The sequence below is a fragment of the Kitasatospora sp. NPDC101108 genome (genome assembly GCF_055584725.1).
The window spans coordinates 125571-137377 of the sequence record NZ_JBVJLM010000011.1 but is presented as its reverse complement, the minus strand read 5'-3'; the positions used below and the strand labels follow the sequence as shown (position 1 = coordinate 137377).

Here is an 11807-nt window from a genome sequence, read left to right as displayed (position 1 = left end):
ATTCCACAGATGAGCAGGGCTGTTTCCGTCCTGCCGCTTGTTCTACAGTTCTGTAGAACAAGGTGGACGGCACGACGGGGGAACAGCATGGACAGGCCGCTTCGACTGCCGCAGCAGGACCGGGCCGACTTCGAGACGGAACTGGGCAGGGCGCTGGCGGCCCCGCAGGTGCGGGAGGCGCTGCGGGACGGCGGGGACGAGCTGCGGGGAGTGGAGCGGCTGCGGCGGACGGCGCGGGAGAACGCGGAGTACGTGCTGGCCGCGGCGGCGCCGGAGTACGAGCGGTACGCGCTGCTGCGGGCGGACGCCGACGCGGAGGCCCGGCTGCCGGTGGACGAACCGGTGCGGGGGCGGGTGTCGGGCTGGTGGGGCGTGCTGGGGGTCATCGTGCCGATCGTCGCGGTGGCGGCGGCGGTCGTGCTCCTGCTGCTCGGGTACCTGCTGGGGCTGGCGGAGGACATGGGGGTGCTGGGGCACTCGCTGGTGGAGGCGGGCTGGATGGCGGCCGGGGTGGGCGCGGTGTCGCTACTGGTGGGCGGGGTGGGCCTGTTGGGGGCGGCGGCCCGACGGGAGGGGCCGGCCGAGGGGGAGGCGGACGGGCCGGGAGAGTTGGTGCGGGCCCGGGAGGCCTGGCGGTCGGCGCTCGCGGAGCGCGGGCTGGTGCCGTTCCTGGTGGCGCAGGCGAACGCCGGCCGGCGGGTCTGACGGCGGAGGGAGCGTCAAGGCCCGGTCGGGTCAAGGCGCGGTCGGCTCCGGTAAGGCGCGGTTAAAATCCGCGCCCCCGCGCGTGGTTGGGGCTTGTGTGCGCCAGTCAGTGAAATATCATATGGCGCATTGCACAGCGGTCCGGGCGAGATCCGGTTCCCATCCCCCGCCGCATCCGGTTGACGAGCTGTCAGCTCCGTACGCGTACCGCAATCCGTGCACCCTTCCCCCATGTCACGAGAGACGGAACCCGACCCGTGTTCAGATTCCGATCCCGCACCTCCCCGCCCGGACGACGCGCCCCGCGCACCGCGCTGGTGGCGCTCTCCGCGGCCCTGGCCGGCGCCGCGCTCAGCAGTCCGCTGTCCGCGACGGCCGACTCCCACGCGCCGCGGACGACGACCGTCGCGGTCCAGCCGGGCACGCCGAAGGGCGCCGCCGCGGCCCCGCAGAAGTCCGGCCCGCGCCGGGCCGCGGCGGCCAGGACCGGTCCGGTCACCACCGCGAACGGCGGTGCCGCGAACGGCGGTGTCAAGAAGACGCCCCAGCTGGTGGACGGCGCCGACCCGGGCACCGGCGGCAAGGACGGCGACGGCAACGTCGCGAACCAGTACGACCTCCAGGTCACCTACAAGGGCGGCCAGGAGTCGACCGGCGTGGTGATCGGCGCGCCCAAGGTCTACCTGGTGCTCTGGGGCTCCCAGTGGGGCACCGCCTCCACCAACGCCTCCGGCGACACCGTGGTGACCGGCGACCCGGACCAGGCCGCCCCCTACCAGCAGGACTTCTTCAAGGGCCTCGGCAGCTCCGGCGACGGCTGGAGCGCCGTCCTGACCCAGTACTGCGAGGGCATAGCCGCCGGTTCCGTCCAGTGCCCGGCCGGGTCCGCGCACATCCCGTACCCGCGGCAGGGCAGCGTGCTCGCGGGCGTCTGGGTGGACAACGGCGCCCCCGCCCCGCAGGCCGCGACCGAGCCGCAGCTCGGCGCCGAGGCGCTGGCCGCCGCCAAGCACTTCGGCAACCTGACCGAGGCGCAGAACCGCAACGTCCAGTACGTCATCGACTCGCCGCAGGGCACCGACCCGGACAAGTGGAAGGAGCTGGGCTACTGCGCCTGGCACGACTTCCAGCGCTCGCCGTACGGCCAGCTCGCCTACACCAACATGCCGTACCTGACGGACGTGGCCGGCTGCGGCACCAACTGGTTCGGTGAGAACACCCCGAGGGGCCGGCTGGACGGCTACGGCATCATCGGCGGCCACGAGTACGCGGAGACGGTGAGCGACCCGAACACCCCCGGCGGCTGGACGGACGCCACCGGCCAGGAGATCGGCGACAAGTGCGCCTGGATCCCCAAGGGGTCCAACGGCGGGCTGTTCTTCGAGGACCTGGCGACAGGCAGCTTCCCGCTGCAGACCCTGTGGTCCAACGCCGACCACCTGTGCATGGCCTCCGACCCGGTGGTGGCCGACCCGCCGGTGTCGGTGAGCACGATGTGCGACCGGACCGACAAGGCCGGGCAGCCGTTGTCGATCCCCGCGGTGGGCGTCTCCAGCACCGGTTCGGCCCTCAGCTACAGTGCCACCGGGCTGCCGCAGGGGCTGTCGATCGACGCGAGGAGTGGGGTGATCTCCGGCACGGCGGCCGCGACCAACGGCTATCAGCGGATCAACGTGACGGCGACGGACCCGGCGGGCAGGTCGGCGTCCACCGGCTTCTGGGAGAGCGTCGGCGCGGGCGGCGGAACGGGCTGCGGCGGGATCGAGCAGCTCATCGACCCCGGCTTCGAGAACGGCTCGGCGGACGTCAACCACACGGTGATGACGGACTCCTGGGGCCCGTCGGGGTACAACGTCATCACCCCGTCCAGCCTGCACGCGCCGCACTCCGGCTCCTGGTACGCCTGGCTCGGCCAGAACACCGGGACGGACGACTCCATCACCACCTACCTGAACACCTACCCGGGCTACGGGCGGGCGACCTTCTCCTTCTGGCTCGACACCGAGTCGACCAACACCTCGGCCGCCGCGCCCGACACGCTGTCGCTGGTGGCGATCGACCAGTACACCGGGCAGCCGCTCGGCACGGTGCGGACCTGGTCCAGCCAGAACGCCACCGGCGGTTACCAGTACCAGTCGGTGGACCTCTCCCCGTTCATCGGGCAGGTCGGCTGGGGGACCACCATCGGCCTCAAGCTGGTCTCGCACGAGACCGGGACGACTCCGGGCACCGCGTTCCTGATCGACGACGCCTCGGCCCGCGAGAGCTGACCCGGCACCCGAACTCCGGCCCCGGAACCGCGCGTCGCGGTTCCGGGGCCGGAGCCGTTCCACCCGCTACCGGGTGTCGGCGTTCAACCGGGCCGCTTCGACCAGCAGTTGGACGGCGTCGAGCGGGAGATCGAGCCGACGGGCGATCCAGGCGGCCGGGCGGCCGGTCCTGGCGAGCATCCAGGCCGAGTACAACTGCCCCAGCTGCGGCGCGTGTTCGGCGAGCAGCAGCGGGCGGACGGCCTCCATCGGGAAGCCCTCCAGGGCTCGGGCGCTGTACTCGCGCCCGTTCGGGCCGGGCGGTGGCAGCGGGAGCGGGCGGCGGGCGTCGAGCCATCTGCCGAACAGGACCGCCCCGACGACCAGGAGACCGGAACAGGAGACGCCGATCAGGGCGCCGCCGATGACCGGGCGGTCCTCCTCCTCGGCGAGGCCGAGGGCGATCTCCTCCAGGACGAGCAGGCCGAGCGCGGTGAGCAGCACCGCCGCCCGGCCGGGGCGAGGGAAGAGCCGGGACGTCGTCATGGGAAACCTCTTCCTCGGCGGGGGTGCCGGGGGGCGGGGGCGGGCGCGGCGACTCACCTTCCGTACAACGGCGGCGGGCGGACAGGGGCACGCTGGGACGGGCCGGACGGTGAAGGCTCGTGCACCAGGTTGACGTACCGTCAAAAACTCAACCAAGTGCGGGAGTTCTGTTAACGGGGGCCGAATTCCACCTTCGGGGCCGCCGACAGCATAACTCGGTCATGTCAACTTCGACACCCGTGTCGAAGTTGGCATGCGGAGGGTTCGGCCCCATGGACGTCCCGGAGGATCAACAGCACCCGGGCGGTGCGAACGGTGCCCGGAGCCACTCGGACGCCCGCCTCGGCGGCGCCCGGCGGCCCGGCGACGCCTGGCTCGGCGGAGGGACGTACCTCCAGATGCGGCAGGCGCTGGCCGAACGGCGGCGGCTACCGTGAGTGAGATGAGTCCCTTCCCCGGCCGGTGGTCCACAGTGGTAGGGGAGGCCGGAACCGATGGGACTCACCAGTCACAAGCTGCTGGCGCTGACGGCGCTGCTCGCCGTGTTCACGGTGCTCGGCACGCTCTGGGTCTGGCCGAAGCTCGCCGTCCGCAGCTGGCCGGCGGTGTTCCTGCGGCTCGGCACCATCGCCGTCACCCAGCTCTCGCTGCTCGCGGTGCTCGGGCTCGCCGTCAACGACTACTTCGTCTTCTACAGCAGCTGGTCCGACCTGCTCGGGCGCGAGCACAGCGCCGGCGTCATCCAGGGGGCCGGCCCGGCTCCCGGGAGCCCCGGGCCGACCAGCGGACCGCCCGGGGTGCAGGTGCTCGGCACGGCCGAGATCACCGGCGCCGGATCGGTCAGCCGGGACCCGGCGCGGATCGGCCGGCTCGACAAGGTCCGGCTGCCCGGCCCCACCACCGGGCTGAGCACCGACGGTTACGTCTACCTGCCGCCGCAGTACTTCCAGCCCGGCAACGAGGGCAGGCACTTCCCGGCCGTCCTGGTGATGACCGGCTTCCCCGGGGACGCCACCAACCTGGTCACCAAGCTGCGCTACCCGGCCACCGAACTCGACCTGCTGCGCAAGGGCACGATGAAGCCGACCGTCCTGGTCCTGATGCGGCCCTCGCCGAGCATGCCCCGGGACAGCGAGTGCGAGGACGTCCCGCACGGCCCCCAGGCGCAGAGCTACTTCACCACCGACGTACCCGCCGACCTGCGCGCCACCTACCGGGTGCTGGGCGGAGCGGGCAGCCTCGGCCTCATGGGCGACTCCACCGGCGGCTACTGCGCCGTCAAACTCGGCATGGTGCACCCGGGCACCTTCCCGGCCGCGGTCTCGCTCTCCGGCTACTTCAGGGCCGCGGAGGACGTGACCACCGGCGACCTCTTCGGCGGCAGCCAGCAGCGCCGGAACGAGGCCGACCTGAACTGGCGCCTGGCCCACCTCCCGATGCCCGCGCTCGCCGTGCTGCTCGCCGACAGCAAGCAGGACGGCAGCACGTACGCCGAGTCCTCCGCCTTCGCGGCGAAGGCCCGGCCGCCGCTGGTGGTGGCCCAGGCGACGGTGGACACCGGCGGCCACAACTTCACCACCTGGGACCGGCTGATCCCGCCCTCGCTCGGCTGGCTCAGCGCACACCTGCCGGACCCGGCGTGACCTCCGCCTACCGGGCCAGCAACGGCAGCGGTGCCCCCGTGCGGGCGGGCAGCTCCAGCCGGGTCAGCAGGGCCGACGGCGAGACCTCGACCACCCGGCAGTTCGCCCGGTGCCGGCAGTACCGGGCCACCGACGTACCGCGCAGCCGGTCGAAGCCGCGCCGGGTGGCGGCGCCGAGGACGAGCAGGTCGTCCGGGCCGGTGACGGCGGCGACCAGGGCGGGCCCCGGCTCGGAGTTCACCACCAGCGGGCGGATGACCAGGCCGGTCGGGTAGCCGCCGTAGGCCTGGTCGAAGGCGATGTCCAGGCGCCGGCGGGCGGCGTGCTCCAGCTCGGACAGCGGGCGCAGCCCGTCCCGGTCGTTCGGCGTCCAGGCGGCGACGGGCACCAGCACGGCCGCCTGCCGGGCCGCCTCGCCGACGGAGTGGTAGAGGGCGGCCAGGCTGCTCAGTGATCCGCTCAGACCGACGATCACCCGGGCGGTTCCGCTGTTCTCCCCGGTGATGCTCGCGGTGGTGGTCCCGGTCATGGCCGTTCGCCTCCGTCTCTCCGGTAGCTCTCTCCGGTCGAGTTCTGCCGGTCGGGTGCTCCTTGCTTCGGATGCCTCCAGTGAACCGCGGAACCACCGCGTCCGTACCGACGCTGACACCACCATGACGCCGGTCACACGCTTCTTGACGGCCCCCTGACACCGTGGATGATCGGCTCGAACGGCCGTTCCGGGGCGTGTCAGGAGGACGTCAAGGACGGCGGCCGGGGCGTACGGCCTGTGTCAAGGGCGGGTGCGCTCGGTGAGCGGAGGGTTTCCACTGGAGGAGTCCGGGCCGCTCGGCCCACCGTCCGAAGGGACCCCGCCATGAACGACACCGCCCTCGCCGTCGAACCTCCGCTACGCCGGGTCGTCCGGCTCGTCGAGCACCGTCCGACCGGGCAGCCGGAGGCCACGGTACGGACCGTGGAGCCGGCCTCCACCCTCGCCCTCGCTCCCGCTCCCGCTCCTGCCCACGACCGTGGCCGTGCGGCGAGCTGCCGCATCGCGATGCAGTTCGAAGACTGACCCGGAGGAGTGCCACCATGACCCAGCTCATCGCGCCTTCTGACGCCGCCGCCCCCGCCGGCACCGACGCCACCGCCCCCGCCGCCGCCCCCGCCGACGCGCTCGGCGGTCCCTGGCCGGCCTCGGCGCGGCCCGGCCCGGGAGCCGACCTGCTGGTCGGCGGGGTGGGGCTGGCCGAGGCGGCCGAGCGGTTCGGCACCCCGCTGTACGTGCTGGACGAGGGCGAGGTGCGCAACCGGGCGCGGGCCTACCGGCAGGCGCTGCCGCACGCCGAGGTGCTCTACGCGGCCAAGGCCTTCCTGTGCAGCGCGATGGCCGACTGGGTCGCGGAGGAGGGGCTCGGCCTGGACGTCTGCTCCTCCGGCGAACTCTGGCTGGCGGTCTCGGCGGGCTTCCCGGCGCAGCGGATCCTGCTGCACGGCAACGCCAAGTCCCCGGAGGAGCTGCGGCTGGCGCGCCGGCTGCGGGTCGGGCGGATCGTGATCGACGGCCCCGCCGAGATCGCCCGGCTGGCGGCGCTGGTGGCGGCCGACACCCCGCAGAAGGTGCTGGTCCGGGTCGTCCCCGGGATCGCCGCCGGGCACCACGCGGCGGTGCGGACCGGGGTCGGCGGGCAGAAGTTCGGCTTCCCGATCGAGGGCGGCGACGCGGCGGACGCGATCGCCCGGGTGCTCGGCCAGCCCGGGCTCGAACTGGCCGGTCTGCACTGTCACTTGGGCTCGCAGATCACCGACCTGGAGCCCTACCTGCGGGCGGTGGACGCGCTGGTGGGGCTGCTCGCCCAGGTGCGCGAGCGGCACGGCCTCGACCTGCCCGAGCTGGACCTCGGCGGCGGGCACGGGATCCGCTATCTGCCCGGGGACGAGGAGTTGGACCTCGCCGAGTTCGCCGTCCGGGTGACGGACCGCCTGGCGGTGCGCTGCGCCGAGGCGGGCCTGGAAGTGCCGCGCCTGATCGTCGAGCCCGGCCGCGCGATCGCCGGACCGGCCGGCGTGGCGGTCTACCGGGTGCTGTCCGTCAAGCACGGCGCCGACGGCCACTGCTTCGCCGCCGTGGACGGCGGGATGAGCGACAACCCGCGGCCGGCCCTGTACGGGGCGGAGTACGGCGTGCGGCTGGTGGGCCGCCGGTCGGACGCGGGCGCGATGCGGGTCGACGTGGTCGGCCGCCACTGCGAGGCCGGGGACGTGCTGGTCCGGGACGCCGTGCTGCCCGCCGACCTGCGCCCCGGCGACCTGCTGGCCGTACCGGCCGCCGGCGCCTACCAGCTGTCCATGGCCTCCGGCTACAACCTGGTCGGCCGTCCGGCGGTGGCGGCGGTGCGCGACGGCCGCGCCCGCCTGCTGATCCGCCGGGAGACGGTGGAGGACTTCCGCCTGCGCGAAGTCGGACGCTGACGCCGGGAGAACGCGAGGGGCCGCGCGAGGACGCCGGGCGCCGCGCGAGAAGTCGGCCGGTCCGACTTCTCGCGCAGCGCTGTCTCATGCGGAGGACGCGCTCACGCCGGGCAGCCCGCGTCGGCGATCACGAAGTAGCCGGGCGAGGTCTCCTCCAGGGTGTGGGCGATCAGCAGGTTCCACAGGCCCATGTTCTGGCCGGAGCCGTTGGCGTACGTGTAGCCGCCGCTCCGGTGGGCGCGCCCGGCCAGGGTCTGGTGGTAGTTGTCGGTGGTGTAGCAGGCCGGCGCCGGGCTGCCGCCGGCGGTGGTGGCCCGTACCGTTGCCGACCGGGCGCCGACGGTGCCGGAGGAGTCGACGGCGGCGACGGTGTAGCCGTACGGGGTGCCGGCGGTCAGGCCGGTGTCGGTGTAGGTGGTGCCGGTGACGGAGCCGACCTTCGTGCCGCCCCGGTAGACCTGGTACGAGGCCGCGCCGTCGACGGGGTTCCAGGAGAGCGAGACCGAGTCGGCCGTGGTGCCGGTGACGGTGAGCCCGCTCGGCGCCGGGAGCCCGCTGCCGCTCACCGGAGTGGCGAGGCCCCAGAACAGGGCGGTGTAGTAGCTGGAGCAGACGGTGTCCAGGAAGTAGGCGCCCGCCGTGCCGCACTGGTCGGGGCCCGAGCCCGGGGCGACGGCCAGGCCGTGGCCCATGCCGGAGACGGAGTACAGCTCGACGGCCGGGTTGCCGCTGGCGTCGTCGTACGTCGTCAGGGTGGTGCCGCCGGGCAGGCTCCGGGTCGCGGACGGGGTCTGGCCGATGCCCCAGACGTCGGTCCACTGGTCGCGCAGCTCGGTGCCGTTGACCGGACGGACGGTGTAGTCGGCGGTGCCCTGCCAGATCGCCACCCGCGGCCACGGGCCGGCGTACCCCGGATCGGAGCTGCGGACCTTGTCGCCCCACTGGGCCGGGGTGAGGTTCTGGCTGCCGTTCTGACAGCCGGACGCGGCGGCCTGGGTGGTGGCGCACTGGGCCGGGAGGCCCGAGTCGACGGCGCCACCGGCGAACACGTCGGGGTAGTCGGCCAGCAGGTCGGCGGTCAGGCCGCCGCCCGCGGACAGGCCGGTCACGAACACCCGGCGGGGGTCGGAGCCGTAGAGCGACTCGGCCCTGTTCACCATCTGCACGACGGACGCGGCCTCGCCCTGGCCGCGGGTGTCCCTGGTCGCGTCGAACCAACTGAAGCAGGACAGCGGGTTGTTGCTCGAACCGGTCTGCGGGAGGACCACGGCGAAGCGGTACGCGTCCGCGTACTTGGGCCAGCCGGAGTCGGCGTAGTAGTCGTTCGCGCTCTGGCCGCAGCCGTGCAGGGCGACCACCAGCGGTGCTCCGGTCGGCAGGCCGGCCGGGACGTAGGTGTACATCGCGAGATTGCCGGGGTTCGGGCCGAAGTCGCTCACCTGCTGGTAGGTGCCGCTGGTCGCCGCGGCGGGGGAGGCGGCGGTGGCGCTGGCGCTGGCGGTGGGGGCGGTGGGGGCGGCTGAGGCCGGGGCCCGGGTGGCGACGAGGGCGGCGGGGAGGCCGAGAACGAGGGCGAGAAGGGCGCGGGCCATCGGGCTGCGCCTGCGCGGCCTTCGGACGGGTCGGTCCATGGCGGGGCTCCAAGGTGGGTGGGGGACGGAGACCGTGCCGTGAAGCATGAAGCGCCCGGAGGGGCCGGGGACATGGACCGGACCTCCACGCTCGGTCTCCCCGGCATGTGCCGCACCGCCACCGTCGCGGTCCGCCCTCCGGGTACGACGTCGCCCCGCCGGGCAGCGGCTCGGCGGGGCGACGTCCTCAGGAGTCCGGGCTCAGCCCGCGTGGGCGGCGCCGACCAGGTCGGGCAGCAGCTTCGCCGCGTCGGGCGTGCCCAGGCCGGTGACCGGGTCCCAGCCGGTGGTGGCCGAGTAGCCGGGCACCGTGGGGTCGGTGGTGTTGTTGCCGAGGGTCACGTCGTTGAAGTCGGCCGCGTACTTGGCCGGGTCGGCGGCCAGCTTGTACAGGGCCGGGTTGATCTGGCCGAGGCCGCCGCCGTTGATCTGGTCCGCGATCGAGACCAGGCCGGCCCACTGCGGGCAGGACAGCGACGTTCCGCCGATGTCGTACCAGCCCGTGCTGCACGGCGTGCTACCGCACTTGAGACCGGAGGAGCCGTCCGGCGGCAGGGACAGGTAGACCAGCGCGCCGGTGCCGGGGGAGGCCTGCAGGGCCACGTCGGGGACGGCACGCTTGGTGCCGATCGCGGTGGAGCCGGCGGGCAGCGCCGACTGGTAGGCGGGCCTGTCGAAGACCTGGCTGAACCCGCCGCCCGAGCCGCTCCAACCCACCTCGGCCGCACCGGCGTTGGCCCGGCAGGCGGCCGGGTTGTCGGTGCTGTCCGTGGTCCGGCCGCCGGTCGCGCCGGGGTCGGTGCACAGGAAGGTGCCGCCGACGGCGGTCACCAGCGGGTCGGAGGCGGGCCACTCCACGGACGGGTACGGGAGGGTGGAGCCGCCGGACTTCACCGGGGTCTTCACGGAGCCGGCCGTGCCGTTGTCACCGCTGGAGCCGAGCACCGTGACGCCGTTCAGCGCGGCCGACTTGAAGGCGTTCCGCAGCGGCTCGATCGACTGGCTGCTGGCGAACGCGCCCTCGGCGGACGCGAAGGACTGGGAGATGACGTTCGCCAGGTGGTGGTCGACCACGTACTGCTCGGCGTTCATCAGGGCGGGCAGGCCCTGGACGCCCAGCGTCTCGGCGGTCGGGGTGCTGACCAGCAGGATGTTGGCGCCGGGGGCCATGGCGTGCGCGGTCTCGACGTCGAGCGCGACCTCCAGCGCCCAGGCGGCCTTGCTCTCCTGGCCGGTGCCCTGGCTGGTGGACGGCGGCGCGGTGGTGCCAGGGTCGCCCTGGACGTGCAGTTCGCTGAAGGTCGGCATGCCCGGCCGGCAGGTCACGCCCTCCTCGCCGCACATCGCGTCGACGCCGAAGGCCTGGTCGAAGACGTGCAGGTCGTGCGCCATGGTGTCGCTGCCGTACGAGTCGAAGATCGCGATCGTCTGGCCCCGGCCGTCGAAGCCGTCCGCGTACAGCGGGCCCAGGTTGTAGGCGGCCCGGATGCCCTGCGGGCTGAAGCACCGGCGGCCCGCCGACGCGCACTGCGCCGGGGTGGGGGGAGTGGTACCCGTCGACACCTGGCTGTAGTCGGCCACCGCGGGGTGCACCACCGGGTAGCCGACGGCGGCGACGGCACTGGTGACCGCCGGCACGGCGAGCGCGCCGGAGGCCGCGAGGGCCAGGCTGCTCACCCCTGCCAGGAATGTTCGGCGCATGCTTGGAGCCTTCAAGTGGTCCTCCACGAGGGTTGGTTGGGGGACAAAGGCCGGTACCCGGACCGGATCGTGCGACACCGGGTACGCGAGGGGGCTCCGGGACACAAGGTCACGGCCGGGCGAGTGTAGGCGCGGGGCCAGCCCTGCCTCAATGGCTCGTCAGGAATTCAGAACGATCTCTGACCTACGGCATGTCCTCGCTCGGGGAGGAGCTCCATCCGTCGAAGGCCCAGCCAGGGTGGGAAGCGCCGAGGAACGGCAGATGCGCGTCCCAGTCCGCTGCCGACAACTCCCGGACGGGCTGCAGCGTGATGCGGCCGTCCGTGTCGATGCCGAACCCCCAGGAGAACCCGAGCAGCGGGCGGACCCGCCGCTCGCCGTCGTCCAGTGGCGTCCGGGCGAGGAAGCTGTGGGCCGTCCAGTGCAGGGGGTCCCGTTCCGCGCGGGACGGCGCGTCGAACAGGGTGGGCCTGACACCGAAGAAGGCGTACGGCGACGGGGAGTCCTCGAAGAGGCACAGCGGATCCATGTCGAAGCCGGCCCCGGCCGAGGAGTTGTCGGTGGACCGCACCAGCTGGACCCAGCCGAAGAGGGCCCGATAACCCTCGCCGGGATAGTCCACCACGGCGGTGCAGCTCGGGAAGCCGGCGGCCGAGGGGTGCTTGCCGATCGCGGTGGGGTCGGCCACCTGTTCCACGGTCACCGCCACCGAGCCCTGCACGTCGTCATGCGCGAAAGAGAGGATCACGGCTTCACCCTGCCGTTCGCGCGCCTCCTCGGGAAGACCGTGGACCGCACTTGTCCAACCGCCCGATTGTCCGGTGCCGGGGCGGAGCCGGTGTCGCCGGCCGGGCTCGCCGTCCGGTGACAACGGAACG

General features: G+C 73.5%; 11 protein-coding genes. 6 read left to right on the top strand and 5 right to left on the bottom strand.

Annotated features, from left to right (window positions below; genetic code table 11):
* Positions 1–87 precede the first annotated feature (87 nt).
* A complete protein-coding gene (locus tag ACZ6Z8_RS23865; RefSeq protein WP_465612093.1) occupies positions 88–705 on the top strand; it encodes a hypothetical protein in 618 nt (205 codons plus the stop codon).
* A gap of 257 nt (positions 706–962) precedes the next feature.
* Positions 963–2975, top strand: coding sequence for an Ig domain-containing protein (locus tag ACZ6Z8_RS23860; RefSeq protein WP_465612092.1), 2013 nt, complete (start codon positions 963–965; stop codon positions 2973–2975).
* 66 nt (positions 2976–3041) lie between these two features.
* On the opposite strand, the gene ACZ6Z8_RS23855 is transcribed toward ACZ6Z8_RS23860, so the two are convergent.
* Positions 3042–3500, bottom strand: coding sequence for a hypothetical protein (locus tag ACZ6Z8_RS23855; protein ID WP_465612091.1), 459 nt, complete (start codon positions 3498–3500; stop codon positions 3042–3044).
* A 272-nt stretch (positions 3501–3772) separates the two neighbouring features.
* Here ACZ6Z8_RS23855 and ACZ6Z8_RS23850 point away from each other — a divergent pair, with 272 nt between their 5' ends.
* Both ACZ6Z8_RS23850 and ACZ6Z8_RS23845 read left to right on the top strand, forming a co-directional pair.
* Positions 3773–3937, top strand: a complete 165-nt coding sequence (locus ACZ6Z8_RS23850; RefSeq protein WP_465612090.1) for a hypothetical protein — start codon at positions 3773–3775, stop codon at positions 3935–3937.
* A gap of 57 nt (positions 3938–3994) precedes the next feature.
* A complete protein-coding gene (locus ACZ6Z8_RS23845; protein WP_465612089.1) occupies positions 3995–5143 on the top strand; it encodes an alpha/beta hydrolase in 1149 nt (382 codons plus the stop codon).
* A gap of 7 nt (positions 5144–5150) precedes the next feature.
* Here ACZ6Z8_RS23845 and ACZ6Z8_RS23840 read toward each other — a convergent pair whose 3' ends face one another.
* Positions 5151–5672 carry a universal stress protein gene (locus ACZ6Z8_RS23840; RefSeq protein ID WP_465612088.1) on the bottom strand — a complete coding sequence of 174 codons (522 nt, stop codon included), beginning with the start codon at positions 5670–5672 and terminating at the stop codon, positions 5151–5153.
* Positions 5673–5999: 327 nt separating this feature from the next.
* Here ACZ6Z8_RS23840 and ACZ6Z8_RS23835 point away from each other — a divergent pair, with 327 nt between their 5' ends.
* The gene (locus ACZ6Z8_RS23835; RefSeq protein ID WP_465612087.1) at positions 6000–6200 is read left to right on the top strand and encodes a hypothetical protein; all 201 of its coding nucleotides are present in this window, start codon (positions 6000–6002) and stop codon (positions 6198–6200) included.
* 17 nt (positions 6201–6217) lie between these two features.
* Positions 6218–7597, top strand: coding sequence for a diaminopimelate decarboxylase (gene lysA, locus ACZ6Z8_RS23830; RefSeq protein ID WP_465612086.1), 1380 nt, complete (start codon positions 6218–6220; stop codon positions 7595–7597).
* Between the two features lie 101 nt (positions 7598–7698).
* On the opposite strand, the gene ACZ6Z8_RS23825 is transcribed toward lysA, so the two are convergent.
* The 3 genes from ACZ6Z8_RS23825 to ACZ6Z8_RS23815 form a co-directional block, all read right to left on the bottom strand.
* On the bottom strand, positions 7699–9189 hold the full coding sequence (locus tag ACZ6Z8_RS23825) for an extracellular catalytic domain type 1 short-chain-length polyhydroxyalkanoate depolymerase (RefSeq protein WP_465612085.1): 1491 nt from the start codon (positions 9187–9189) through the stop codon (positions 7699–7701).
* Positions 9190–9429: 240 nt separating this feature from the next.
* Positions 9430–10929: a S53 family peptidase gene (locus tag ACZ6Z8_RS23820; protein WP_465612084.1), complete on the bottom strand. Its 1500-nt coding sequence runs from the start codon at positions 10927–10929 to the stop codon at positions 9430–9432.
* A gap of 184 nt (positions 10930–11113) precedes the next feature.
* Positions 11114–11677 (bottom strand): hypothetical protein, encoded by a 564-nt coding sequence (locus tag ACZ6Z8_RS23815; protein ID WP_465612083.1) that lies wholly within the window; start codon positions 11675–11677, stop codon positions 11114–11116.
* Positions 11678–11807: the final 130 nt, after the last annotated feature.

Excerpts from the sequence above, each read along its gene's own strand:
- ACZ6Z8_RS23835 (WP_465612087.1), top strand. The coding sequence starts at position 6,000 with ATGAACGACACCGCCCTCGCCGTCGAACCTCCGCTACGCCGGGTCGTC.
- ACZ6Z8_RS23850 (WP_465612090.1), top strand. The coding sequence starts at position 3,773 with ATGGACGTCCCGGAGGATCAACAGCACCCGGGCGGTGCGAACGGTGCC.
- ACZ6Z8_RS23845 (WP_465612089.1), top strand. The coding sequence starts at position 3,995 with ATGGGACTCACCAGTCACAAGCTGCTGGCGCTGACGGCGCTGCTCGCC.
- lysA (WP_465612086.1), top strand. The coding sequence starts at position 6,218 with ATGACCCAGCTCATCGCGCCTTCTGACGCCGCCGCCCCCGCCGGCACC.
- ACZ6Z8_RS23825 (WP_465612085.1), bottom strand. The coding sequence starts at position 9,189 with ATGGCCCGCGCCCTTCTCGCCCTCGTTCTCGGCCTCCCCGCCGCCCTC.
- ACZ6Z8_RS23855 (WP_465612091.1), bottom strand. The coding sequence starts at position 3,500 with ATGACGACGTCCCGGCTCTTCCCTCGCCCCGGCCGGGCGGCGGTGCTG.
- ACZ6Z8_RS23840 (WP_465612088.1), bottom strand. The coding sequence starts at position 5,672 with ATGACCGGGACCACCACCGCGAGCATCACCGGGGAGAACAGCGGAACC.
- ACZ6Z8_RS23820 (WP_465612084.1), bottom strand. The coding sequence starts at position 10,929 with ATGCGCCGAACATTCCTGGCAGGGGTGAGCAGCCTGGCCCTCGCGGCC.
- ACZ6Z8_RS23865 (WP_465612093.1), top strand. The coding sequence starts at position 88 with ATGGACAGGCCGCTTCGACTGCCGCAGCAGGACCGGGCCGACTTCGAG.